Source organism: Arthrobacter sp. AG258 (genome assembly GCF_004364695.1).
In the GTDB taxonomy this organism is placed as follows: Bacteria; Actinomycetota; Actinomycetes; order Actinomycetales; family Micrococcaceae; genus Arthrobacter.
On the sequence record NZ_SOBI01000002.1, the window covers coordinates 190,952 to 216,153 of the forward strand.

At 61.4% G+C, this 25,202-nt stretch carries 22 protein-coding genes and 1 pseudogene; 5 read left to right on the forward strand and 18 right to left on the reverse strand.

The window, feature by feature from the left end; all coding sequences use genetic code 11:
- Positions 1-20 precede the first annotated feature (20 nt).
- The 6 genes and pseudogenes from DFO47_RS04185 to DFO47_RS21295 form a co-directional block, all read right to left on the reverse strand.
- The gene (locus tag DFO47_RS04185) at positions 21-1,808 is read right to left on the reverse strand and encodes a S1 RNA-binding domain-containing protein (RefSeq protein ID WP_133830819.1); all 1,788 of its coding nucleotides are present in this window, start codon (positions 1,806-1,808) and stop codon (positions 21-23) included.
- Positions 1,805-5,188 carry a serine/threonine-protein kinase gene (locus DFO47_RS04190; RefSeq protein WP_166651675.1) on the reverse strand — a complete coding sequence of 1,128 codons (3,384 nt, stop codon included), beginning with the start codon at positions 5,186-5,188 and terminating at the stop codon, positions 1,805-1,807. Before DFO47_RS04190 ends, DFO47_RS04185 begins: the two co-directional genes overlap by 4 nt.
- Before the next feature lie 573 nt (positions 5,189-5,761).
- On the reverse strand, positions 5,762-6,079 hold the full coding sequence (locus DFO47_RS04195; RefSeq protein WP_133830821.1) for a hypothetical protein: 318 nt from the start codon (positions 6,077-6,079) through the stop codon (positions 5,762-5,764).
- Between the two features lie 656 nt (positions 6,080-6,735).
- Entirely contained in the window at positions 6,736-7,716 is a 981-nt protein-coding gene (locus DFO47_RS04200) for an MFS transporter (protein ID WP_279586691.1), read from the reverse strand.
- The gene (locus DFO47_RS21440) at positions 7,689-8,168 is read right to left on the reverse strand and encodes an MFS transporter (RefSeq protein ID WP_279586692.1); all 480 of its coding nucleotides are present in this window, start codon (positions 8,166-8,168) and stop codon (positions 7,689-7,691) included. Before DFO47_RS21440 ends, DFO47_RS04200 begins: the two co-directional genes overlap by 28 nt.
- Positions 8,169-8,536: 368 nt before the next feature.
- Positions 8,537-8,776 (reverse strand): annotated as a pseudogene (locus DFO47_RS21295) (hypothetical protein); the annotation flags it as partial.
- Between the two features lie 201 nt (positions 8,777-8,977).
- On the opposite strand from DFO47_RS21295, the gene DFO47_RS04210 reads away from it, so the two are divergent.
- Positions 8,978-9,373 (forward strand): hypothetical protein, encoded by a 396-nt coding sequence (locus DFO47_RS04210; protein WP_133830823.1) that lies wholly within the window; start codon positions 8,978-8,980, stop codon positions 9,371-9,373.
- 198 nt (positions 9,374-9,571) lie between these two features.
- Here DFO47_RS04210 and DFO47_RS04215 read toward each other — a convergent pair whose 3' ends face one another.
- From DFO47_RS04215 to DFO47_RS04235, 5 genes are all read right to left on the reverse strand, one after another.
- The gene (locus DFO47_RS04215; protein WP_133830824.1) at positions 9,572-11,728 is read right to left on the reverse strand and encodes a glycogen debranching N-terminal domain-containing protein; all 2,157 of its coding nucleotides are present in this window, start codon (positions 11,726-11,728) and stop codon (positions 9,572-9,574) included.
- A gap of 232 nt (positions 11,729-11,960) precedes the next feature.
- Entirely contained in the window at positions 11,961-12,686 is a 726-nt protein-coding gene (locus DFO47_RS04220; RefSeq protein ID WP_133830825.1) for a helix-turn-helix domain-containing protein, read from the reverse strand.
- A gap of 191 nt (positions 12,687-12,877) precedes the next feature.
- A complete protein-coding gene (locus tag DFO47_RS04225; RefSeq protein ID WP_133830826.1) occupies positions 12,878-13,657 on the reverse strand; it encodes an MBL fold metallo-hydrolase in 780 nt (259 codons plus the stop codon).
- Positions 13,658-13,694: 37 nt separating this feature from the next.
- On the reverse strand, positions 13,695-14,117 hold the full coding sequence (locus DFO47_RS04230; protein ID WP_205679365.1) for a PAS domain S-box protein: 423 nt from the start codon (positions 14,115-14,117) through the stop codon (positions 13,695-13,697).
- 201 nt (positions 14,118-14,318) lie between these two features.
- Positions 14,319-14,801, reverse strand: a complete 483-nt coding sequence (locus tag DFO47_RS04235) for an Lrp/AsnC family transcriptional regulator (protein WP_056387789.1) — start codon at positions 14,799-14,801, stop codon at positions 14,319-14,321.
- A gap of 137 nt (positions 14,802-14,938) precedes the next feature.
- On the opposite strand from DFO47_RS04235, the gene ald reads away from it, so the two are divergent.
- From ald to DFO47_RS04250, 3 genes are all read left to right on the forward strand, one after another.
- Positions 14,939-16,054: an alanine dehydrogenase gene (ald, locus tag DFO47_RS04240; protein ID WP_133830828.1), complete on the forward strand. Its 1,116-nt coding sequence runs from the start codon at positions 14,939-14,941 to the stop codon at positions 16,052-16,054.
- A gap of 66 nt (positions 16,055-16,120) precedes the next feature.
- A complete protein-coding gene (locus DFO47_RS04245) occupies positions 16,121-16,378 on the forward strand; it encodes a hypothetical protein (protein WP_133830829.1) in 258 nt (85 codons plus the stop codon).
- Between the two features lie 488 nt (positions 16,379-16,866).
- On the forward strand, positions 16,867-17,361 hold the full coding sequence (locus DFO47_RS04250) for an HtaA domain-containing protein (RefSeq protein WP_243835347.1): 495 nt from the start codon (positions 16,867-16,869) through the stop codon (positions 17,359-17,361).
- A gap of 132 nt (positions 17,362-17,493) precedes the next feature.
- On the opposite strand, the gene DFO47_RS04255 is transcribed toward DFO47_RS04250, so the two are convergent.
- Positions 17,494-18,507 carry an ISL3 family transposase gene (locus tag DFO47_RS04255; RefSeq protein ID WP_347876397.1) on the reverse strand — a complete coding sequence of 338 codons (1,014 nt, stop codon included), beginning with the start codon at positions 18,505-18,507 and terminating at the stop codon, positions 17,494-17,496.
- A 106-nt stretch (positions 18,508-18,613) separates the two neighbouring features.
- Here DFO47_RS04255 and DFO47_RS21300 point away from each other — a divergent pair, with 106 nt between their 5' ends.
- Positions 18,614-18,808 (forward strand): hypothetical protein, encoded by a 195-nt coding sequence (locus DFO47_RS21300; RefSeq protein ID WP_242703273.1) that lies wholly within the window; start codon positions 18,614-18,616, stop codon positions 18,806-18,808.
- A gap of 303 nt (positions 18,809-19,111) precedes the next feature.
- Here the strand turns inward: DFO47_RS21300 and DFO47_RS04260 are convergent, their stop codons facing one another.
- The 6 genes from DFO47_RS04260 to DFO47_RS04285 form a co-directional block, all read right to left on the reverse strand.
- Positions 19,112-19,876 carry a type 1 glutamine amidotransferase gene (locus DFO47_RS04260; RefSeq protein ID WP_133830830.1) on the reverse strand — a complete coding sequence of 255 codons (765 nt, stop codon included), beginning with the start codon at positions 19,874-19,876 and terminating at the stop codon, positions 19,112-19,114.
- 207 nt (positions 19,877-20,083) lie between these two features.
- On the reverse strand, positions 20,084-21,868 hold the full coding sequence (locus DFO47_RS04265) for a GAF domain-containing protein (protein WP_133830831.1): 1,785 nt from the start codon (positions 21,866-21,868) through the stop codon (positions 20,084-20,086).
- 4 nt (positions 21,869-21,872) lie between these two features.
- Positions 21,873-23,033, reverse strand: coding sequence for an FAD-dependent oxidoreductase (locus tag DFO47_RS04270; protein WP_242703047.1), 1,161 nt, complete (start codon positions 23,031-23,033; stop codon positions 21,873-21,875).
- Positions 23,030-23,266, reverse strand: coding sequence for a ferredoxin (locus DFO47_RS04275; protein WP_133830832.1), 237 nt, complete (start codon positions 23,264-23,266; stop codon positions 23,030-23,032). The genes DFO47_RS04270 and DFO47_RS04275 overlap by 4 nt, the downstream gene beginning before the upstream one ends.
- A gap of 5 nt (positions 23,267-23,271) precedes the next feature.
- On the reverse strand, positions 23,272-24,465 hold the full coding sequence (locus DFO47_RS04280; protein ID WP_133830833.1) for a cytochrome P450: 1,194 nt from the start codon (positions 24,463-24,465) through the stop codon (positions 23,272-23,274).
- Positions 24,462-25,202 carry a gamma-glutamyl-gamma-aminobutyrate hydrolase family protein gene (locus DFO47_RS04285; RefSeq protein WP_133830834.1) on the reverse strand — a complete coding sequence of 247 codons (741 nt, stop codon included), beginning with the start codon at positions 25,200-25,202 and terminating at the stop codon, positions 24,462-24,464. The genes DFO47_RS04280 and DFO47_RS04285 overlap by 4 nt, the downstream gene beginning before the upstream one ends.

Consider the following 25,202-nt stretch of genomic DNA (forward strand, 5'->3'; position numbering starts at 1 on the left):
ATACAGAAACGGGCCGTGTTTTAGCCCTGCAGTGCGAGCGAGACGCGTTTGCGTTCGGGTTGGACCTCAAGAATCCGGACATTGACGCGTCCTCCGATAGCGAGGCCGTTCCCCTCCGGCCTTCGCATGGTGGACGGCAGTCGCGAATTGTGGATGAGGCCCACGATGCCGTTTTCGAGGGTGACGAACACTCCAAAGACGGCGAAGCCTTGGATCCGGCCAGGAATCGTCTCTCCGGTGCGAAGCCGTGCCCATGCCTCATCTGGAGGCGTCTTCCTCGGCTTTCGGTGCCGTGGTGGCCGGCTGCTGTGGCCCTCACTGTTGTCATCTTGGGCATCGGATGCAGCGTTTGGCGACGTGCTCGAGGTGCTGGCATCGGGAAGAGCGGCCCCGGACGGGTTGGGAAGGTTGCCGACCACCTCCAATGCCTGCTCTCTGACCTGGTCCAGATACCGCTCATAGGCAAGGTCGGCAAGCCTGCGTTCACGGACGAGCGTTCCTTCCTCCATTCGGTACCGTCGGCTCCTGTCCCCTCTGAACGATAGCCAGTTGAAACTTGTCGTGACATAAAAGTCGTCGCCGACGAGCACCTTGGCGTGGGTGTTCTTCAATCGCACTACGGCAAGCTGTTTTGACCGTCGCGCTGCCGAATGAAGCTCGGTGAGGGACTCGTCGATCTTAGGCTGGTCTTCATATCCCCAGGCGATGATGACAGGGCACTTCGCAGCCAATTTCTCGATTTGCCTGATCCAGGTCTTTGTGACCACGGCACTTGTGATCCACGGGCTGATGATGAGGAGTCTCCGCCGGGCCTTTGTCACTGCTTCATCGAGAATCCAGGGATGCTCATAGGTGCCGAGCCACCGTATCGCGGCCGAATCGACAGTCTGGCCGGCTTCTGCGCCGGTATCCGGATGGGGTCCCACTGTCCCGGTTTCGGGACCGTCTGCCATCGCTTGGAGCGTGAGAACCTCTTCTCGCGCCATCGTCGGGGTAACGCCGGGCTCCGGTGAGTCGGTCCGTGTTTGGCCGTCGGCGGGCGACTGCGGTCCTTCAATTCTGATGCCGAGTCGATCGACGGTCTGAAGGCGCTCGAGTTGCACCTCGTGGGCCGGACTCCACGTACCGTCAATGTCTAGGCCCAGACGAACCGAGTCGGAGTCGATTCCTTTATAGATCAGCAGGATGGCTTCTTTGAAGTACTTCCGGTTCTCGGTGACACCGAGAGTGCCGAGTATCCGGTTGACCTGGTTCCTGCCCCCGAGAATTGCGGTGAGGTCGGCGGCGGACAGTTCGTCTACGGCTGCAGGTTCGCCTGACGCTGGCGGCAGGACCAATATTCCTACACGGTTCCCTACCTCGGCTGCGCGTGTGAGGGATCGTTTAGTCCAGGCGACTGGTTTGCGAACGATCCTGTCAAACATGACCGAGAGGGTGACGACTTTCGGAGCCTCTGCCACAGTATCCTCGAGTGCCTCTTGCCCAGGGGGCAGGAGTTGTATGTGGCGGTGGTCGGTGTCGAGCGCCCTGTAGTCGATCATCTCCCTCTGCAGCAGGGCCCCGATCACATTCGCGGTATCGTCTTGATCGAGTCCGAGGAACCAGGAGATTTCCTCGATCCGCTTCAAACCTAATTTGATGGCCCGGAGGGTGTATCGCTCGGCGACGCCGAGCTCGCTGGCTCTTTCGGCCAGCAGGTCGACGGTGAGCACTGAGGCTGGGATGGCGCAGGGCTCTGCGGACACCAAGAGGTGGCCAGGGATGACGTGGGCGTGGCGTCGGGCAGCGAGGGCGAGGGGGTCGGTCACACGAACTCCATTCGGCAATCGTCGGTGTGTTCTATGTGGTGGAGCACTCTTTTCAGCGGTCCGTCTTTCGCAGTGCAGAATTCCGAGTCTCCGACAATCCAGAGGAGTTCGCGTGCGCGTGAAAGAGCCACATTGATGCGGCCTTCCCCGAAGGACTCGGAGAGGAAACCCATTTCGAGTCGGGCGTTGCTCCGGGTGACGGAGAATATTACGACGTCCGCTTCTCTGCCCTGTACGGCGTCGATCGTTTTGACGCTGGTGTCGAGGTGGGGAAGATTAAGGGCCCGGACTGCGCGGTCCAGCATGTGGAGCTGTCGTTGGTATCCGGTGAGGACAAGGACTTCGATCCGGTTGCCGTCCAGACGGTGGAGCTCGCCTCTTTCGGCCATTTCTTCCAGTCGGGAAAGTCGTCGGCAGACGATGTCGACCTCGGTCGAGTTCGAGGAGCTTTTCGCCTTGGCCGAGTCTTCATGTCGGGTTTCGCGACGACTTGTCGAGAACCACGCCACGCGAGGTTGCCCGCTGAGGGCTTCTCCGTCGAGTGAAGGATGCGGATCGTGCACCAGTTGCTTGTCATAGAAGGTGTTGGAGATCAGTTGTCCGATGGGGCGAGCCATCCGATGCTGCGTGACGAGGCTCTCTCTGCAGTCATTTGGTGACTCTGCAACCAGGATGCTGAACAGCGAGTCGGAGCCGAGCAGTTCGTCGAGATTGTAGGTATCGACAAGCTCACTGTGGTCCATGACCTCTTCGCGCATCGGCGGGAGCTGTTTCGTGTCGCCCACGAGCACCCACCGGCGCGAACGCACCATGGGGACGAAGAGTTCGGTGGAAGTTGCCCGTGACGCCTCGTCGACGATGCAGAGGTCGAAGTCGATATCGCGGACGCTCTGGTTTCCCAAGAATCCCATGCACGTCCCGGCGATGACGGACTGTTTCGGAAGGAACAGCAGCTCGGCCGCGCGGGGATCCTGAAGGCTTGCCAGCCAGTCGGCTTGGGCGCGCATGATGTCCCGGAGGCGGGCAGCGTCGGGCCTACTATCCAGGCACGCTGCGGAAAGCTGGGTGAGTGTTTCGATGGTTTCCTGTTCGGCGACATTGGCATCAACGGCACCGGCCTGCTGTCGAACCGTGTCCAAGGCGAGGGCTGCCGCCTTCTCAGCCCTGTCCAGCCGATCCGTCAGTTCGTTTTCGACGTCGTCGTCGCTGTCCTGTGGGTCGAATGATTCGAGTTCTGCCTTACGCTGGTCCCGGAGCCGCAGCGCGGCTGCGGCCTCCTCTGCGGCGAAGGCCAATCGGAGGCTCAGGGCGGAGACGTCGGCGGCAGCGGCCAGCTGCTCGAGCCCTTGGCCAGCCCTGTGCCTCACTTCCTCCGTCCAGGCTTTGATCTTGTTCGGCAGGAGGAGATGGACCGCCTCCTGGGCTACCTGGTCTTCTCGCGTCGAGAGTCGGACAAGGCCGTCCACTCCTGCCCTGTCGAGACGGCTTACGGCGTTGTCAAGAGCAACGTGCATCTGGCTGACGAGGAGGATCCTGTCATTTGGACGGGCCCTCAGGTGCTGGGCGACGAGCTCGCAGATGAAGGACGTCTTTCCGGTGCCCGGTGGGCCTTGGACGAGGAAGAGGTCAGAGGCTCCGAGTGCCTTTGCCACTGCGACCTTCTTGTCGTCGTCGAGGTCCGCGTTGATGGGCGCGAACTCCACTGGCTGGGCAGGAGAGCTCGACGCGGGGTCCAGTACCAGGTCGCGAAGGTCCGGGCGCAGGCTTCTTTGGTCGCGGAGCGAGCCGAGTGCTTCCCGTTGTCGCCGCACTGCGGTGTTCGAGGCTGTCCGGTTCCTGACCAGGACTCCGTCTTCAGGAAAATCGGCAGGGTTTCCTGAGATTCGGACGGTCGCCTCGTCTCCGTCGATCTCCTCCACGACGCATGAAACAGCGGTTCCGGACGTAGGCCGGGCTGTTTCGCGGGCCAAGAGGTCCTGGTCGAGGATTTCCTCACGCGGTTCGTGGTCCAGTTGGAGGTTTGCGGTGTTCCAGTGACGGGAGTTGAGCCTGTATCCGACAGGGTCTTCGAGTTTCCTGTCGAGTTCCTCCTTGGCCTCGATGAGTCGTGACCAGCCGTCAAGTCGGCTTTGGCGGAATCGTTCGCTGTCGCGGTCCTCGGCATCCTGGATGGCCTGCCGAAGGAGTTCGTGAAGCTCGTTGGTCGCGCGGTATGCAGCCAGCGGGCTCGCCGGTTGCCGGGCGGTCCAGATGTACTGATCTGACGGCAGGAGGACTGCTGCTGGCGAGCGACGGCGTGCCTCAAGTTCGTAGAAATCGCGGACGTCGGCTCGCGTGCAGACCATGCCTCCCTGCGTGAACTTGACGACGAGGCAGAGCTCGTCGCCGACGAGCTCGAACTCGTCCGGGTTGAGGATGACCGCTGAACCCTTCTGGACTCTGCGGGGGACGGCGTACGTGGCTGTTCCCATGAGGGTTTCGATCGAGCGTTCAGGGATCGAGTCAGCACGTGCTTTCAGCAACTGCGTGCGGGCCTGCGTGGTGAGGTTGACTGCCATCTCGGTTTGGGCGCGCCATTTCCGGCTGCGGTTGGAGTGGAGCTTACGGAGCTCGAGGTCCAGGACCTGGCCATCTTTGGGCCTGTTGCTCGGGTCATTGCTCAGACAGCGCTTCAACAGGTCCATAACCTGTTCAGGGACATCTATGCCGTCTACGTCGTCTGACAAGGCTCGTGAGATGTCTGCATAGTTGCGCAGCTCGTAGGGGACGAGACAGCGGACTAACGTGGCTGCGAGCCCGTGGACGTCCCGGTTCGCTGCCGCCTTCGTAACCTTTTCCGGCGGTGCATAAGGCGTGGAGGCGTGGTCCACGACTGTGGCATCTCCCGGTGCAGCCACTTGGTTCTTAATTTTGCTAATGCCGAAGTCGGCAAGCAGCGGTCCATGGCCGTCCCACAAGACGTTGGTGGGTTTGATATCCCTATGCAACACACCGTTGGCGTGGGCGTGGGCTAGCGCGCTCGAAAGGGGGAGCCCAATAGTCTCGCACAGATCATCCCACCCTGGGGGCTCGCCCAGGGCTGCGAGCCATTCCGTCAGGGAGTCTGGAATCCACTCGAGGACGATGTAGTAGTCACCACGTTGGGCGTCGAAGCCTTTGTCGAGGAGCCGGGCGACGTTGGGATGGTCGAGTCGGGCAAGTGCATCCGTCTCCCTCGTGAAAAAGATGGCGTTGACCGCATCCTTTGTGCCTGGAATGACCTTAACCGCGACTTCTTTACCACTGTCCAGATCGACGGCCTTGAAGACATCGCCTTGTCCACCTTGCCTGTGGCTACCCCTGATCGCCGCATACCGATCCGCGATGAACTCTTGCGCCATTCCCCCACCTGACCTGAGAACTATTACCGTCATCCTAGCCGGGACCTGCAGCAAAGGTCGGCGGGAGTGACACCAGACAACGATTTTCGGGTCCTCCAACCTCTCCCTGAAACGGGACCACGGCGTTGATCTCCCGGAGGATCGCGAGATGTCGCGCGCATGGTTGACGGCAAATCGGCCACTGCTCGTACGCCTCCACGCATACATGCTTAAGGGGATAGACCCGGAGGAAAGCGAATAACGGTGTGAGCGAGGGTGCTGCGATTCTTGCATTATCAGGCAGAACGGTGCGAACACCACATGAACACCAGGGTCGGACTTCTTCCTGCTTAGGCGCATGGACGCGCCGGGAGACAGGAGCCGCGGCATGGACGGATAATGAGCGGCTATGGAACCAAATGCTGAGGTTCCCGCGGTCCCTGTCCAGGGGAAGAGTGGGCCTCGCCTGGTTCAGTTGATGTCCGCGCGACGCATGCCGGGCCTCGGCATATCCAAGGGTTCTTGCCAGTCCGGTCTGCATGACGAAAGAAAGAACCCCGACAGCCGGGGCTGTCGGGGTTCCGTCGAGGCCTGTCAGGAGCCGCTGATCTTCCCTGCCGCGATGAGCTGCTGGGCGCGATGCTGCTGCTCATCGTCGCCAAAGCGCGTCACCGCCGTCATCAGATCCATGCCATCCTCAAGTCCGCCATAGATCTCCTCCAGCCGCTCGCGCGAGCCGCCGAGCAAGTTGATGCCGCCCAGCGCGTTGATCTGCTCGAGCTGCAGGTAGGCGCGGTACACGAGGTCGACGTGTACACCGTCATCGGCGGTGAAGGGGTTCGGGACGTAGTCGGCGTCCGGCGTAAGGCCATCCGTGTCGAGGCCCAACTGGGCCAGCTCGTTCTTGTTCATGGATGCTTCTCCTTGGTTTTGGGACTGTCACTCGGCTGTGACGACTCTCGATCTGAGACGGTCAGGATGCCCCCGGCCGGGCTCCGCCTGGCTGGAACGCCTGCGGGCCGACCATGATGATCACATTGATTTGGACGTCACTTACCTGGCGTACCAGGACGTCATCGACGCCTTTCAGCATACCGATGGGTGGACCAGCAAGCGTGGCAGGAAAGCGTAAAGACCATGTGTGCGCGCCCTGCTGACATCGAAATTCTGGCTGATTGGTGGACGGTAACCAGGATCGGTCCGACCAGCTCTGGGGTTCTCGTGGGTACCGCAGACCTACAAATTCCGTTGCATGTCCTCCAGAATGGGGATACACCAGGGCTAGGCTGGCGGAACACAAAGTCGGAGGAGGATCCCCTGAAGCGCAGCACCGGGTTGTTAGCGGCCAGGAATACTGCCCACAGGGGCGGGGAAGCCCGGGTCAACCGCCGCTTCGAAGCGTTTCGCGAGGTCCGCCGGCTATTGAACGGTGACCCGGTGGTATCTAGGCGAGGCTCTAGCTGCGCTTTTCGAGCGGACGATACCTGTCGCCGAGCATGCGCGCCCAGGCACAGGGGCGCGCATGCTGTACCTTCTCGTCACTGGAGACAGTCCCTGTCCGGGTCCGCCTAATGAATTCCGGCCGCAGCGGGGGCGTTGGCCTGTGCCGCGGTTCGGGAAGGCAAGGTAGCTGCAGCCAGTATTCCTGCAGCCACCAGCAGCCCAGCCGCGACGGCAAGTGCGCTGCCGTATCCGGCGACCAGTTGGCCTGCCTCGGTGACGGCCGAATGCTGGCTGCTGTTGCTGACCGTTGCAGCAACGCCTGCCAAAACGGCCAGTCCGAGGGCAACGCCGATTTGCTGGGCCGAGTTCAGCAGCGCAGAGGCAATTCCGGCCTCGGTTTCCTTCGTGTGATATACGGCGGCCTGGGTCAGGGCGATAATGCCGAGACCGAACCCAAGGGCGAGGATGAACATGGCCGGTGCCAGGTGCAGCCAGTAGTTCGTGTTTACCTGGATGAAGGAGAACCAGAAGGCAGCCCCGGCACTGAGCAGTGCCCCCGCTGCTGCGATGAGGCGCGTGGCCATCTTCAGCAGCAGCTTAGGCGCGGCCCCTGCCCCGAGCACCAGCCCTGCCGCGAACGGCAGCCAGCTGGCACCGGTCCGCAGAGGGCCGTAATGCTGAACCTGCTGGAGATAGAGGGTGATCACGTAGAAGCTGCCCATGGGACCAATGGCTAGCAGCAGCATGGAGGCGTATGCGCCAGCGCGGCCACGGTCCCGGAACAGCCCCAGTGGGACCAGCGGCGTGCTGCTGCGGGATTGCAGGGCGATGAAGGCAGCCAGCAGCAGGGCTGCAGCGGCTACCAGACCAAGGCCCAGAGGGTCAGCGAAACCCTCCTCGCCAAAGCGGGTAATTGCGTACACCAGGGCGACCATGCCGCTGGTTCCCAATACGGCGCCCCTGACATCGAGACTCCCGGCGTGCCGTCCTGCGCTCACCAAGGTCCGGCTGCCCAGGAGCACGAGGATGCCGATGGGTACGTTGATGAAAAAGACCCACCGCCAGCCGAGGGTGTCGGTCAGGCCGCCACCAAGAAGCAATCCCACCACAATTCCGGAGCGGACATCGCGCCGTACAGCGACAGGGCTGCATCACGGGTCTTGCGTTCGGAGAAGGTTGTCGCAATGAGGGCCAGGGCGTTGGGCGCAACCAGTGCTGCTCCCAGCCCCTGAACCGCTCGGGCGGCGATGAGGGTCTCGCTGTTGGGGCCAAGACCCCCGGCCAGCGATGCGATGACGAAGAGGGCGAGACCGGCCTGCAATGCATGCCGCCGTCCGTAGAGATCGCCAAGCCGACCGCCCAGGAGCAGCAGAGCCCCGAACGTGAGGTTATAAGCATTCACAATCCAGGGCAGATGCACGGCGTTCACCCCGAGTTCCTGCTGGATGCTAGGCAACGCGATGTTCACGATGGAGTCGTCGAGCACCAGCATCAGCTGTGCGGTCGCGATCACCAGCAACGGCACCAATCCGCGCCGCTGTCCTGTTTTTCCGGTCATAGCATGTCCTCTACAAATTGGCGGGCAGCAGAGCCCGCAGAAAGTTCAGGGGGTACCCGAGTCGGGTGTTTTTTGGGGTTGCGCGGCCTGCTGGGGTTCGGGTGGACCCCGCTGGCCAGTTGTGGAGGGATTCATTCGCCCGCGGGCGCGCTTCGATGCCTCCTGTTTCGGGAGGGGGCGCCAACTTCTGGGCCGTTTTTGCGGCGTGAAGTTCCAGGGAATTACTAGCCGCTAACCACGTAACCGGCGGCAATGACGGCTTGGCGTACAGCAGCCGCGGCGGCTTTGCCGCCCATCAGGAGGCGGGAAAGGCCACCAGGAACGAGCTCAATAGCCACAGAATCCACTCCCTCAAGGACCAGGACGGCCTTCTCGACTGTCTGGGCACAATGCCGGCAGGTTAGGCCCTCGAGAGTGAGCTCAGCAGCGGAGGAGGTGGGCTGCGAAAAGACGTTGGCTGTGCAGCAACTGCATCCCGCACTCGAGGCGAGGGGAAGCTCAGTGCGGTTTCCAGATTCAAACATGTCAGTTTCCATTCCTTGATGGAGCATCAATGGGCGCTGGGGTTGACGGGCCGTGAAAGCGGGTGTTGGCACCGGCCGGGACATGCCTTGTCACTGACAACGCATCCACTATACCCCCCGGGGGTATAGTGCGCAACGTGGGTAGATTTGAGCGCCGTTTATGCGTGCCTGCGGTATGGGGGTCAGTACAGCTTTCGTACTTGTCCGGTAGAGAGAGCAGGTCGCTGAATTGAAACAAGGCGTCACTGCGGACGCTTTACACGACGAAGGAGCAGAGGAAGAACTATGGCTGTAGACCTCACACGTATGCAGAAGGCCAATTTTGTCGACGAGGACAAGTACGAACTCATTACTATCGGGCGGATCACGAAAAGGATGGTGACCCTTGACGGGGCCAGCGCCCTTCTCGTCCGTTTCCCGGTGGGAGCATCAGTGACGGAGGATGCGGTCAAGACCGGAATTCTCGACACGGATATGTGTCCCATGCCGCATGTCGCCTACATCCTGGAAGGCAGTTTGGGGGTGCGCCAGCGTACCGGATCCGAGGAGGAATTCTCAGCCGGAGATCTTATGATGCTGCCGCCGGAGCATGAAGCATGGACCGTCGGGGACAGGGACTGCGTCTTTATCGAATTCATGCGTGGGACCAGTGACGTCTACGACTACTGGCCGGAGCACTGAGCGGGCGCGTAGGCGCCATGTGAAGTGCGGGCACGATGAGCGCTGAAGATAGCGCTCATCATGCCACGTCTCCCGTTGGGCAAGTCGCCGCGCCTAACGGGAGGCGTGCCAGAAGTCATCATCTAACTGTTCGCCGGCTTCGTCCCAGAGGGGATGGCGGCGCTGTAACATCGAGGGTGTCGACGACAGTCAGGCTGCCTACTTCCGTCGTCGGCGGTCTGCCTGTTCGACCAGTTCCGTAATCCATGGCCGATGTCCGCGTCGAAATTCCATCCACTCAGGCAGGCCCTGAATAGAGGGGCCGGACCTATCGATGTCGATGGTGATCCGGCCGCCACCCACAGGTGCGTTGGTGATGTGCAGATCACCATAGGCTTCCGGAAGCACAGGATCCATCCACAGTCCCCGACGGGAGACATGAACGTCGTACCGCATCAGGTTCGTCACCAGGAGGATCGGGGCCGTTGCTGCCCAAGCCTGGGGCGAACACGCCGTTGGATAGGGTACGGGTTCGGCGAACTGATCACGGCTGAAGCCGCAGAAGAGCTCGGGCAAGCGCCCGCCCGAGAATTCGGCGGCTTCCAATATCGCAGTGGTAATGCGCTGTGCTTCCGCCACGAAGCCGTATCGCAACAGACCGGCAGCGATGATTGCATTGTCGTGGGGCCATACCGAGCCGTTGTGATAGCTGGCCGGGTTATATGCGCCCATGTTGCTGGCCAAGGTCCGTATACCCCAGCCGCTGAACATCTCCGGAGACATAAGCCGCTCGGCAACCTGCGGAGCCTTGTCCTCGTCTACGAGTCCGTAGACCAGACAGTGGCCCATGTTGGAAGCACACGCGTCCACCTGTCGCTTCCTGCCGTCGAGTGCGATTGCATAGTACCCCCGGTCCGGCATCCAGAACTGCTCGTTAAATCTCCGCTTCAGTTCCGCCGCCCGATCGGCGAGATCATCTCCCCGTGCCGTGTCGCCCGCGTCGTATGCCATCCAGGCACGCGCGGTATACGCAGCATAGACATAGGCCTGGACTTCACAGAGCGCGATCGGGGGCTCCGCAAGTGTTCCATCGGCAAAATTGATGCCGTCCCAGGAGTCTTTCCAGCCTTGGTTTATCAGGCCCTGGTCGTTGAGCCGTTCATATTCGACGAAACCGTCGCCGTCCTTGTCCCCGTAGTGACGTATCCATTCCAGGGCGCGGTCCGCGTGGGGCAGCAAACCGGCGATAATATCTGCTCCGAATCCCCACCGGCTGACGGCTCCGAGCACATCCACAAATAACGGAGTCGCGTCGACGCTCCCGTAGTAGGCTGAGTTGCCTCCAAGGGCCAAACCGGCATTGAGGCTAAGCCTTACTTCGTGCAGGATCTTGCCGGGCTCCTCCTCGGTCAGCGGGTCCACGATGGTTCCTTGCCGGTCCGCCAGCGTCTGCAGCGTCCCCAAAGCCAGTGAGGGATCCACCGGTAACGCCATTTCCGAGGCCCACAGGGAATCCCGGCCAAAGAGCGTCATGAACCACGGCGCACCTGCCGCCACCACAACGCGTTCGGGATGATCCGGATCCTCGATCCGGAGGGCACCCAAGTCGTCGTAGCTCCGCCGTAACGTACGCTCAATGGATCGGTTACCCATGCGAACGACGGGAATCCTGGCAACCCATTCCTTGCGGCGCCGGTCACTGGGGGACAACTCCTCCCCCTCAGGGTGGACAAGGGTGGCGCTCCGGCCAGAGCCTTCAACCTCAACCCGGGCACTGACGACAGCGCTCCAGTCCCCTTGCGGTGGGACAGATACCAGAAAGGTGACCCCCTCCGGCTTCACCTCTGCTCCCGGAGCCTGAATGACGACCCGTTTTCGCATGCCTTGCCAGACACCGGAAATGGTCAGCTGGTCCCCATCCACGTACCGGGTTGCGTCCCACGCACGCTGGATCCGGGCTTCCTTCACTTCAAAAAGGTCCGCGAAGTCAGCTTCAACCTCGAGGGAAATCGCGCATTCGACGGGTTTGGTTGAATAATTGCGGACGGTAAGTCGCTCCTGAATACCCGCGCCGACTTCCCGCAGGCGCTCCACGATCAGCGGGCTGTCGGCATATCCGTCGGAACGGGGAACGCGACCTGCAAACAGGGCCCGGAACGGCTCGCGCGTCTCGGCAGCGAGGGACTCAAGCGGATGACTGTTGACTGTCAGGTTCCAGCGGGACAGGAATCGGGTGTCCTGCACGAACAGGCCATGCGGGTGCTCGGGATGAATGTCGCCATTGGGCAAAGAAATGCAGAACGAGGTTTCCTCGACCAGGGTGACGGTCCCTGCCCCTACTGGGCCGGCAGCCGTGTCAGCATTCCATCCAGCCATCCTGGTTCCTCCAAGAAAGCAGCGCCGGCACAACGTGGTCTCTTAGACACGCTTGGGCGACGGCACCTCTGTTTACTTGACCCTACTCTCCCCCGGCTAAGGGGTGTAGACCCTGTTTCATATCCCTGCATGGCATCCAGAAACAGGACCCAGTGCAACGTACCTGTATAGCAGGAAGCCGGGAAACGGCGGGCCTGTCAACCGCGGGGCACCGTATGGTGGGCGCTGACCGTTAGGAAGCTGCCCGAGGGGCGAACCAGCCGGAGAAGTCCGCAGCCCACTCTTGCGGGCCAACAAACCCGATGGAGCCCAGCTGCCGCGCCTCCTCACAGCGGCGCAGACCCCACCAGAGGTCGTAGAGCACCCGCGGGGCGACATGAACCTGAAGATCCGGGACACGTTCTGCGCGGCCGATGCTCGCGGTTGTCTTGCTGTTCTCTGTGCAGATCCAGCCATGAAGGGGAGCTCCCCTGACGTTGTCGAACTCGAACCCCAGGACAATCGACTTCCTGGGCAGGGAATCTGTCACAAGGCTGCGGCCCATGTGTTCGAGCAGCGTGCCAAGCCCTGTCCGCAGGTCATTCTCAAAGGGCGCATGCCAATGACTCGCCCAGAGGCCCAGCGACTCCAAGGTCTGCCGCAGCGCGTAGCCGACCGGCGTCAGTCTGTAGCGTCGTGAGCCGCGGGGGCCGGTTTCATCGTTGCGAACGACAAGCTCCAGCTGGACCAGGCGCTTGAGCCGCTGGGAAAGCAGTGTCCGCGAAAGGTCAGGCAGGGCCCGGGACATATCGTTGAACCCCATTTCACCGCAGAGGAGTTCGCGCACGATCAATAGGGACCAGCGGTCACCCAGCAGCCGCAGCCCTTGTGATATCGACCAATAATCGGCACTCGGGCGCCCTGCTGTTTTCGCCAGGTCGTCTTGTTCCCGGGTGAACTGCTCCGCAATGGTCGTCATCGTCCCTGAGCTCCAAGCGATCCGTGAGTTGTGCTGCCACCATTCTTCCCGACCCTTCGAGGTGCTGTGTGTGCGCCACGCACATAAGTTGATGCCCGCCTGTCCGTCGCAGGCCTTCACCGGTTCTGCCTTTAAGCAAGAATCGAAGGTTGGCCGATAACCGTCCAACCTTCGATTCTGCGGTCCGTTTGCTAGAGCCGGATGTCTGCAGACTCCCCCGGTTTCAAGGCGATGAGGAGTTCGCTGAGCCCGGCATCGGCGAAAAGCTTGCTGATCTGGTCCGCATTCTGGCTGAAATGTTCCCACGAATCCTCGTGCACTGGAACGACCTTCTTGACACCCATGATCTTGGCCGCCTCCAGGGCCCGGTCATTGCTGAGGGTGATGTACGCGCCATCTGCGATCACATCGAATTTTGCGCCGCCGACGAAGAGCACAGCGATATCAATGGCTGGAAAACGATCCGCAATTTCGCGCACGATATCCAGCTCGGAGTTATCACCGCTGATGTAAATCGTCGGCATGCCCTCTGCTTCGAGGACAAAGCCAATAACGGGCCCGAGTGCGTCCCACACGCCCTCCGGGCCATGATGCGCCGGCACTGCCGTGATTTTCATCTGCCTGCCATCGGGAAGCGTAACGGTATGAGTCTCGTAGTCGCTGGTCCCGCGGACGTTGGGGCCGAAGTTCTTCGCAGCCTCCGTCGTGGTGAGGGCAAGCGGCACCATCGTCAGAAAACCCCGGCCGGCCACGTCCAGGTTGTCGATGTGCTCGTGGGAGGCGAGTGCCAGGTCAACGTGGCCAAGCTCCTCGGGGGTGGCGCTGGGGGCGAGCTTCTTGATGACGGGTCCGGCGATTGGGTGGTGGTAGACCTGGGGGGAATCGAAGGTGGGGTCAGTGATCATCCGGTAGCCGGCGATCTCGAGGAGCAGGGTCGGTCCTCCAATGAGGGTTGCTTTGACGTCGTCCATAATTTCAGTCCTTTATCGGGTCGGTGGCGGCCGGGGTTCAGCTCTTGCTCGTCATTTGAGCCGTGATGTCTTCCGCCCCGTGCAGGACATAGACGAGCTTGCCGTCATCGTCGAAAGCCGGAGCGTTCAGGGGCTGGAACCACCGGGGCTCGAAAATCCCGTCTGAGTTCTCGATGTCATAGCGAACAGGCGGAAGAATATCGATCTTGCCGGTTTCGACAACACGCTCGATGGAGCTGCGCAGAATCTCTGTTCCCTTGGCGTCAGGGTTGTCCGGGTTGTCCGGAAAAGCCTCGAGGATGTCCATGCCGACGATTCCCTCGCGGCTCTTTCCCGTAGATGCAAGGAACGAGTCAGTGGCAGCGACGATCGTTCTGTCGGGGGTGACGATGATGTATTGGTTCGGCAGACTTTCGAAGATTTTCTGAAAGTCGGGGTTATGTGCATCTGAGGATGACACTTCGACTCCTTTCCCTGATGAGCGACTCTTTCGCGTCTCGTATTGCCATTGCAGCAGGTGGGGCCGCCCCCCACTAGTGCAATACATGGACTGGAAGGAGTCAGCGTCCCTGCTGTTTCGCCGACCAGGGCCTGCCGCAGATGTCGGGAAAAACGGGGATGCCCTTTGGCTTGGGCCATCGGCGGCATTTGTCCCAGATCCCTAGAGTCCGAAGGCGGTTCCGTGGCCATGCTCGAACACGAGGTTGGTCTGGGTGCCTGCGACGGCAGGATTCGATGACAGATGGTCCAGTACGAATTGACGGATGTGCTCGGTATTCCTGGCCGTGATGTGGATCAGGAAATCATCTGCACCGCCAAGAACGAAGAATTGCTTGATCTCGGGCAGGTCCCGCAACTCATTTCCGAAGGCATTCATCAGGTGCCGGGCCCCAGGCCTAAGCCGCACGCTGACCAGGGCCTGGAGGGGCAGGCCCATTGCTTCGGGTGCGACTTCGACGGTGAAGCGCTTGATTACCCCCGACTCTTTGAGCGCCTTGAGGCGGGCAAGACAGGTTGACGGCGCAAGTCCGAGGGCCTCCGACAACGACTGATTGGTACGCCTTGAATTATTGGACAGCAGGCCAAGAAGCTTGTGGTCCACTTCGTCCAATGGCACCTGTTGCAGTTTCTGCGAGTCCGACACCCTGTAACGCTCCTCACAATGCAGGAATTAATGAGCTGCTTCCATTCTGCCGCAGATCCTGCGAGCAGGGCTCACGTTTCCGCATTTTCTGTCATTCTTTTGCCCACAAGCATCAATCCCCTCAGAAAGCATGAGTCATGATCATCTCCGTCCCCAAGGAAATCAAGAACAACGAGTTCCGCGCCGCGATCACTGCCGCCGGCGTCCACGAATTCAAAGCAAACGGCCACGACGTGCTCGTGGAAACCGGCGCCGGCGCCGGTTCCGGCATCAGCGATCAGGAGTACGCCCTTGCCGGAGCCGAGATCGTCGAGACCGCAGAGGAGGCCTGGGCGCGGGCCGACATGGTGATGAAGGTCAAGGAACCCGTGGCATCCGAATACCGGCACTTCCGTGAGGGCCTGCTACTTTTCACCTACCTGCACCTTGCAGCGGAACCCGCACTGACCCAGGCGCTTGTCGAATCCGGTGTCACCGCCATCGCGTACGAGACCGTTCAGGAAGGCCGGGCACTGCCGCTGCTCGCCCCGATGTCCGAAGTGGCCGGCCGGCTCTCCGTCCAGGTCGGTGCGACCTCGCTCATGGCGCCGGCAGGGGGCAAGGGTGTGCTGCTCGGCGGCGTTCCGGGCGTCCGTCCCGCCAAGGTTGTCGTCCTCGGTGCAGGCGTCGCCGGCACCAACGCCGCGGCCATGGCGCTCGGCCTCGGCGCCGACGTCACCATCCTGGACATCAACATCAACCGGCTGCGCGAGCTGGACGCCCAGTACCAGGGCCGCCTGAAGACCGTAGCGTCCAACTCATACGAGATCGAAAAGTCCGTTATCGATGCTGATCTCGTCATCGGCTCCGTCCTGATCCCGGGCGCCAAGGCACCCAAGCTCGTCACCAACGACCTCGTGGCCCGGATGAAGCCCGGCTCGGTGCTCGTTGACATCGCCGTGGACCAGGGCGGCTGCTTTGAAGATACCCACCCCACCACGCACCAGGAACCCACGTACAAGGTCCACGAGACGATCTTCTACTGCGTGGCCAACATGCCCGGCGCTGTCCCGAACACCTCCACCTACGCCCTGACCAACGTCACGCTCCGCTACGCGGTGGCTTTGGCCAACTACGGCGTCAAGGGTGCTTTCGACCGGCTCCCCGCTCTCGCCGGCGGTCTGAACGTGGCGGCAGGCAAGGTCACCCACAAGTCTGTCAGCGATGCCCACGGGCATGACCTCGCCGACTGGCAGGACCTGGTAACGGTTTAAGGCATCGGCCGTGTCTGCCCGATAGAAGGCAGACACGGCCCGCTTCACAGGAAGGGAAAGCATCGAATGGCATTTCACCTGCAACCCAAGTGGCAGCCGCTGATTGGCCAGCCGGTCATTGTTAAACTTCAGGATGAGGAGATCCGGCGCGGAGTTGTCGATGCAGTCACCGACGATGATCAAATCCTGTGGCTCGACAGTGACGGCGCTGAGCCCCGCCGGCTATTTCACCGGGCAGACGGTTTCAACGTGTGGGTCGACTACAAGTGGGAAACCGAGAGGTTCAGCCGTTGCCCTGACTTCCAGCGGGAGGCTGCATCATGAGGGGCGGGCAGTCCAAGGCGGCTGGATACGTACAGCATCGGGAACGGTTTCACAGTGATAATGAATTGTCAGCAGCAATCACCAGGCTGCGTTCCCAACGGGACAACAGTGAAGCGTCAGGTGTTCTTGTCACCTGGCACGGCCCCTGGTCCTACACCCTGGAGCTCTGCCACCGGATTCCTCCCGGGCTCGTCTACGAGTGCATCGCGTCTGAACGACTGAATATGGCACTCTAATTCAGACCCGGCCTGACGGGCCGCGCCCATCAGCGCTCCCCCAGCAGGCTCGTAACCTCAACGACCGTCCTTTCCGATGGGCGCCAGGCACACGGTCCGCGCGAATGATGTGCCCGCAGTACATGTCGATCACCTGAACCGCCACGAAAATGGTCGAAGATGAACAGCCGCAAGCCCCTCCCCTACCTGGTGTGTCAGAGAGCGGGGAGCGCCACCGGCCCTGTGCAACCTGGCAACGACAAAGGAACCCTGATGTCCGAACTCACTGTTGAAAGAGCAGATCTCGGCATGGCATGGGCGGTCAAAGACAGCTTTGTCCGCTACGTGCAGTCCATGTATGACGGACGCATACTCTTGCGTGACGGTGCTGCCGTGACCAATACCCGGCAGTTCTATTTCCCGTTCAAGAGCCTGGACCAGTCTGCCGGTGACCACTTTGTGCTCCAGTTCGGTGGGGAGGCGCGCTTCCTCGCCCACCATGGGCTTATGTCGGTCGCAATTTGCAACCCAAAAATAGAAGTCGGGCCGGACGGGGCATGCCTGTCCATCGAGCAAGGAAACGAGACGGTGCAGCTCGCCGATCTCCGTTTGCCGGCGGTGTCGGTGGAAGACGGCGTAACCATGTGGGCGAATGTCCAGGTAGCGTTGACCAGCGCAGGAGCGGCTGTCTTCGCAGACAGCTACTCAGCCGGAGAGACCCTGGCTCCGCTGACCATGAGAGCACCATCCTTCGTGAAAGTACCGTGACGTCGTCTTTGAGGGAACCTGTTCGACACCGCTTGGGGCCGGTGCTGGGAAACACCTGAAGACACGGGTGCGTTTGTTTGTTGCAAGGAGCTCAAGATACGTAGGCGCTTCAACATACCTGGCCCTTCGCGTTTAGGCATGGTTCGTTTGTTTGATCCGGTAGGGGCGGTGGCCGCCGGCGGCGAGTAGGCATCTAAGTCTGTAGTTAGTGAAGTTGCGGAAGCCACGGGCGATTCTGCGGGTGGTTTCGATGACGCCATTTATCGCTTCGGTGGGTCCATTGGAGGCGCCGTTGGTGTCGAAGTAGGCCAGGATCGCTGCCTTCCATTGTTTGAGCGTCCGGCCCAGTCGTGAGATTTCCGGGATCGGGCAGGACGGGAACGAAGCGATCACTTCGTTGATTAGTTCCCTGCCTCGCTCGGGTCTGGCGTGGTAGATGTTGCGGAGCTTCTGGTAGCACTGCCAGGCCAGGGTGACCTCGTGGTGCGGGTCCCCGAGGGTGAGCTTCGCGTCGAGCCGGGCGGTTTGTTTGTCGGTGAGGTGTTCGGCGCCGACTTGCAGCGCCCGGCGGATGCCGTAGAGCGGATCGCCCTTGCGGCCGCGGTGTCCGAGGGTGTCCTGCTGGACGCGGCGGCGGACCTCATCGACCATGGCCGATCCGAGTTTTACGACGTGGAACGCGTCCAGGACGGTGATGGCTTCTGGCAATTCATCGCGGATTGCGTTCGCGTAGCCACGGAACGGATCCAGGGCCGCTGTCTTGATGCCGGTGGTGAAGGCGGCACCGCGCTCTTTGAGCCAGTCGGCGTAGGCCTTCCCGGACCGTCCTGGAACGAGGTTCAGCAACCGGGCGTGAACTATGCCGCGGGCGTCCCGTGTGTGGTCCACGATCCCGGTGACCATGCCGGATCCCGGCGGGCCCGTGTGTGACCAGACATGCTCGTCGACGCCGAGCGCGTTCACGCCGGCCAGCCGTTCCGTGATGCCGATGCGCCTGGTGGCCTCTGCCTTGATGGCGTCCCAGACGGTGTGCCAGGAAAAGCCGAGCTGATGGGCCAGGGCTGAAACGGAAGTGTCGAAACGCTGCAGCGCGTCGGTCGCCCATGCCACTGCCCGGGCGGTGAGTTTCGCCCGCGGCCCGGCCAACGGGTGTTCCTCGGTGAAGGTGTTCCCCCGGACAGTCCGGGTCGGGGCAGCGCCAGACGCGATTGGCCCACAGCAGCCGCACCGGACGACCGAAACACGGGGTGTCATGGAGACGAACCGGCCGGCGGCCGTGCCCGACCGCGACGACGCCGCAGCCCGGACAGCCACTGAGGGTTTCACCGGTTTCGACGTGCAGAACCAGGCCGTTGGCGGTTGCTGTGACGGAGTTGATGTGGAGGCCCTCGACACCGAGCAGCGCATCCGGCGCGCGTGCACCAGCGGCCACCGGAACAAGACATAGAGTTATTCATGTCAGGGTCTCTTTTGGGTGTTGGTTTGCTTGGCCGCAACCAATTCAAAGAGGCCCTGACCTTATTCCCACCGCACCACGCCGCACCGACAACATCCAATGCCCGGCGGGGACAGTCTCAGCCAGCACTAACCACGCTCATCTGCGAAGGGCCACATACCTGGCGCATCCGATCACGACGGATATGGCATGTTCCCGCCCCCTTGGAATGACTGGTGCCGGGGGCAGGAGGCGCGGCGCCGGATGTCCAGGACACGTCCAAGCCGCAACGGCAGCGCCGCCACACCACTTGGTCTACTGGGAAGCCACTGTTGCGGTCGTTCGGACCAGGTGGGCGAAGCGTCGTGCCATTGCCTCAGTATGCTCCCTCACAATCTGGTCTTGATTCTCGAACGCCTGCATACCATGCCCTGCCCGCTCCATGGCAACCGCGTCATTCTCGTCGACCAGGGATAGCCACTGGCGGTAGACCGCCGGCGACAGCTCAGGGTGAAACTGAACTCCCCACGACATTTCGCCTACCCGGAAAGCCTGATGCGGATATTGGGCGGTCATCCCGAGCCAGACCGCCGAAGGTGGCAGGTGGTCGATCATGTCCCCATGCATGGCCCCGGCGCAGAAAGGGCCCGGTAACCCGGCCATCAGGGGATCCCCGGCCGCCTCGGACCGTAATGCTACCTCTACGACTCCCGCCTCGAGGCCCTGGTCGCCCCTGGTCACCGTACCGCCGAAAGTCTGTGCCATCAGCTGAGCTCCGAGGCATATCCCAAGTGTGGGCTTCCTGTGGCTGGCAGCAGCTGCCATAAGGCTGCGGATGTGGGCAAGCCAGTGATAGACATGGTCGTCCAGCGAGCTCATGTCACCGCCCAGGACCACCAGGGCGTCCTCCCGAAGTATTTCCGGGATCACGTCGTCATTAAATGGCTGGACAATTCTGGTGGTTATACCCTCATCGTGCAGCCACAGGCCGAGACGGTCGATCGGGCAATAGGGATCCGGCTGTATGACGAGGGCCTGCAAAGTGCCGGCGCCTCGGGAAAGATCTGGCTGGTAGGTCATGCTCGAATTCCTTATCGGGCGATCGGAGTTTCCAATACTTCAAGGTAGCGAACGGCATCGCCGCGACCGCAGTGCCATTTGCACATGGAGATCCGAATGTGTGTGCTTGCAGAGCTGAGGCATTGGCGCTTCGGATGGCTGGGGTCGACACTATTCACACCATGGGACGGTCCTTGAACAGGAATTTAGTTTGGGCGGCCGTTGCCGTCACTGAAGAACCGCGCGCTGGCCTTCCCGCACCGCCAACCGTGCGGCAATGCCTGTGGGTAGCCAGTCTCCGGATTCTTCGAAGGAATGACCGATGAGCTGCTCTACGCGCTGGAGGCGTTGCCGGAGCGTGTTGCGGTGGATGTGCAACTTGGAGACCGTGTCCGCAATGGATCCCTTGTTGGATAGCAGCATGGCAACTGTTTCGGCCAACTGGGTTCCATTTTCTGCGTCGTAGCGCATGAGGGACCTGAGTTCAGCGAGCACGTCCTTGATCTCCGCAGACATCCCTTCCCCTACGAGCGGCACGTCCTGCAGATGTTCTATTTCGCTGAAAGAGGTGACCCGTCTCCCGGACGTCCTGGCAACCAGTTCTGTCCATGCCAGTGCGGTCTCGGCGTCGGAAAGCGCAGGCTGCAGGGAAGCGACATCGCGGGCCACCGGACCGAGGCCGGCGAAGGCTGAGACGCCGCGGTGTTCGTCGAGCTCAGAAAGAGTTGTCTCCAGCTTCGCCTTGATCTCCTCTCCCGTACCGGAGGGGGTATCAATAAAGAGCAGGCTGAGGGGTCCCTCCGTGAAGACGAGGGACCGTGGGCCGGCCAGTTCCTGCAGGTAGGGGGCAATGCGCCTGGACACCGCATCCGAGTCGAATTTCAGCCGTTTCACCCGTACCAGGACAGGCAGTGTGCGGCCCTTTGACCAGCCTGACTCCTCCAGAATGCGGGCGAATGTGCTCGTGCCGACGCTTCGAAGCAGGCGTGAAGCATGGGAGGAACCTACCGATTCCAGTTCTACTGCTTCAAACAGGGCGGCCAGTTGGGAGCAAATGGCGCTGAGTCGGTCAAGTTCCCTGGCGGAATAGCGGCGTGGACGGTAGCAGGTGACGATGCCCCGGGTGCTCGTCAGGCCGAAGGAAACAGATATCCGCTCATGTCCGGCGAAGTTGGATTCGATAAATTCGGAGGTTGCTGTTCGTGAGTGAGTGGTTCGAACCACTGTTCCGCTTCGCTCGCCCTTGTCCATTGCGATGGCAGTGGGCGGGGATGTGGCTGGACCACGACCGAAATATTCGATGACGCAACCGTCGGAGCTCATGTGCTTGAGGATCGACTGGGCGGCCACTTGAGCGCATTGCAGAACCGAAGTGGCGGAGTTGATCGGGAAATCTACAAGGAAATGTGCTGCTGCAGACTGACGCCGCAAGTCATCAACAGTCTCAGCCTGCAGCAGGCCGCTGGCAAGCAGCATGCCCACCTCGTCGGCAATCAGCTTTGACTCCCACGTGAAGGTTTCCTCGACATACGACCAGAGGCTGAATACACCCAGGAGCGTCCCGGTCGGAGCCACGATCGGGACTACCAGCATCGAGTTGAAATCTTCTTCCTGCAGTTCGCTGATGCTGACGAACCGCGGATCCTGCTGAATGTTTTTGTTAAGGACAACTGACTGCCGGGTAAGCCCCACCCAGCCGGTTACCCCCTCGCCGAGGCGAAGGGTGACCCTTCCAACTTGCTGGCTCTGCACTCCAGCGGTACCTGCACGCATAACAAGAACTTGTTCCTGTTCATCCCACAGGTAGACGAAAACCCCTGCTGAGTTTGTTGCCCTGGCAACCAGGTCCACTGCCCTTTGAGCAAGCGCGAGCGGATCGGGTCCTTCCATCATGAGCTGCGTGAGCTCAGACAGGGTATCTGCCCGGAGCTCTGCTATTTGGAGTTTTTGGCGATAGTCAGCCGGCAGGACCTCGTTCGGTTGCGGCGCCGCGGGCTCAGCAGGGGTATTCATCTTTTCAGCTTAGGAGGCTCATGCCCATGGAGGCCCGACTGAACTGCCTTGGCGCGTTGACGCCAATCCAGGCCGCCTCCTCCTCCGCGGATCCGATCCGGTACAAGGCGGCGTTGCGTTCCTCGGCAGCGTAGACCTGCACAAGTTCGCCTTCCGGCGGAAGCATCCCGTGTACCTGGACCTTTCGACCAAACTGCTCCGTCCATCCGTACGGAGCCTGTTCCAGTTCCATGGATTCGAAGCCGGCGAAGTATTCAGCCAGGGCTGCACCGTGCCGTTGCGCCTGAGTCCAACTCTCGAACCGCCGAAACGTTCCGTCCTCGGCCTGCCGTGCCGAAACGTCTCCGATAGCGAAGATCCCGTCAGCGATTTCACCGCTGGTCAGCAGCGCCTTCCCGTCGGCAGTGCAACGGACTCCGTTGGAAATGTCGAGGTCGCTGTAGGTCAGCCATTCAGTATTGGGCCGGGCGCCGACAGCGCTGATAACAAGGTCGGCGTGCAGGTCCAGGCCGCTGACCTGGACTGTCCATGCGGCATCGGTTTTCTGAATGGACTCCACAGCAACTCCAAAGTGGGTTACAACACCGGCCGAGTGCATCCATGCCTTTGCTTCTTCCCCCAGATGTCCTGAAAAGAAGCGCTGCATTGGTTGCGGAGCCAGATCCACTACGGTGACCGCAAGCCCACGCTGGGCCAGTGTGGAGGCGAGCTCCGCACCAATGGTTCCGGCGCCGATGATGATCGCACTGGCAGCCCCTGCATCCACGGCATTGCGCAGGGCGAGGGCATCCTCGGCGGTTCTCAGGCTGAGAACGCCTGCCGGCTCTTTTGGCAGTCTGATGGAACCGGCTCCGGATGCGATGACGACCGCGTCAGCCGCCACTTCTCCGAGCTTGTCCAGCAGAACAGTCCGCTTGTCAGGGAGCAGCCCGATCGCCTTTGCGTTGAGGATCGGCGTAGCCTCCGGCCACCACTCGGCCGGTTCGACGGAACCAGTGCCTAAAAGAAACTGCTTGGACAGCGGGGGCCGGTCGTAAGGCGCATTCGGGTCGGAATCTATGACGATAAATTCGCCTGCAAACCCAAGCTCACGGCTGCGTTCAATCAGCATCGCCGATGCAACCGAAGCGCCAATAATCGCGACCCGGTCTGGCAGATGTGTCACGACGCCGAAACCTCTGCGGCTTTTTCGCCGGCCTCGGTCGATTCCCGTTCAAGGATTGCCCGTTCAGGGCAGTTCCGGATGGCCTTGCGGACGTTCGGCTCGTCGCCGCTGTTTTCGCGGCCAGGAATGACGTGCGCATAGCCTTCCTCGTCGATCTCGAAGGTTTCGGGTGCCAGCGCCCAGCACCGGGCGTGGCCCTGGCAACGCCCTCCATCGACCCAAAGTTCTCCCATAGTGATCAAGCTCCAATCTTGAGGGTAAGCGGGCCGACGCCGTGCCACGGCTCGTCGTCATTCGCCCGTTCAAAGTGAGGGACAGCCTTCAGGAATTCCTCCATGGCAATAACCATCTCGGCGCGGCCAAGGTTCGATCCAAGGCACCGGTGGATACCGCCGCCGAAGGCCAGATGGCGGTTGTCTTCACGGTCAATCTTGATTTCATTGGGTTCTTCGTAGACCTCCGGGTCCCGGTTGCCCGCGCCGAAGACGAGCACGACGCGTTCCCCGGCCTTGATCTCCTGGCCACGGACAACTGTGTCTGCTTTTGCTGTGCGGGCCATGGCCTGGACCGGAGAAAGCGTCCGCAGGAACTCCTCGGCAGCTGTGGGGATCAGGTCCGGGTCTTCACGCAACTGCTGCTGGGCGTGCGGGTTGCCGGCAAGGTACCAAAGGGCGGACCGGATTGCCCAGGCGGTCGTATCCAGCCCGGCCAGGAAGAGCAGGTAGCAGTACGACAGCAGTTCTTCACGCGTGAGCTTCCGTCCCTTCACCTCCGCTTTCAGAAGCTGGGTGATCAGATCGTTGCTGGCCTCTGCTTCCGGTCCGGCCTTTTCCCGTTCGTCGAGAAGGCGGTCGAAGTAATCGTTGAGCTCGCGTCCGGCCGCGTAGGCCGTTTCAGGATGGGCCGTGCGCTCATAGATGATCTCATCGATCCACCGGTCGAAAATCGGCCAGTCCTGCTCCGGATATCCGGCCAGGCGGCTAAAGATGATTGTCGGCATCGGGCGGGCAAGCTTCGCCGAGACATCAACGACGTCGCCCGCCGCGAGGACCTCCTGGCAGAGCTGCCGGGCGGTCTCCCGCATTCCCGGGCCCAGCTTGGAAACATTCATGGGAGTGAACATCGGCAGCAGGATCTTGCGGAAGTCAGCGTGGGTCGGCGGATCGATGTCAATCGGGATAAGGGGGACATCGGTGCCGAAGGCAGGGAGGAGCATGGAGGGACCGACAGCGAAAGTGTCAGGATCCTGCTCTGCATTGAAGATGTCTTCGCTCTTGGTGATGTACCAAAAGCCCCCATACTTGTCGCTGTGACCGACAGGACCGTTGGCGAGCATGTCCTGGTAGTCGTCGAAAATGTTGTCGAGTGCCCGTCCGTGGAAGTCAAAGTCTGACTTGTTGTGGCTGAGCCCGCGCTCGGTTTCTGTGCTCATGAGAATTGCTCCTGAAGTAGTTGCTCTGACTGTGCGTGTGCCGCGGCCTTCTCCACGAGATCCACGAAGAGAGCCTTCTGGGCTTCGTCATAATCGACCATGTGTTCGGGATGCCACTGCACCCCGATCAGGCTGGCATCATCGGCTTCGATTGCCTCAATAACATCGCCTTCCCGTCCCACAATGCGAAGGGCTTTCCCGAGCCTTCCCAGGCCCTGGTGGTGGTAGCTGTTCACCGGGATGCTCAGGCCTTTAGCGATCCGGGCAAGTTCGGAATCAGGTTCCAGCTGCACCCTGTGCCACGGTTGGTGCGAAGGGTTGTCCTGCCAGTGCCCTCGGTCCGGGCTTACTTCCTGGACCAGGGTTCCGCCGCGAATGACGTTGACAAGCTGCATTCCCCGGCAGGTCGCCAGGACCGGTATGCCACGAAGCATGGCCTCGTTGTAAAGCTCGATCTCGAAATCGTCCCGGATATCGCAGACGTCATAGACCGTGTCGATCGGGTCCTCGCCATACAGTCGGGGGCTGATGTCGCCGCCGCCGGTGAGGATGAGCCCGTCGAACCCTTCAAGGGCCGCATCGGGGATTGTTGCCGTTGACGGAAGAATGGCAGGACGGCCGCCCGCGGCAAGGACGCCGTTGGCGTAGGCCATGTTCTGGACTGTTGAAGGCATCGGGCCGAAGGCGGTATCGACGGTTTGCCGAGCCGCTGAAATGGCAATAAGGGGCGCCCTCAT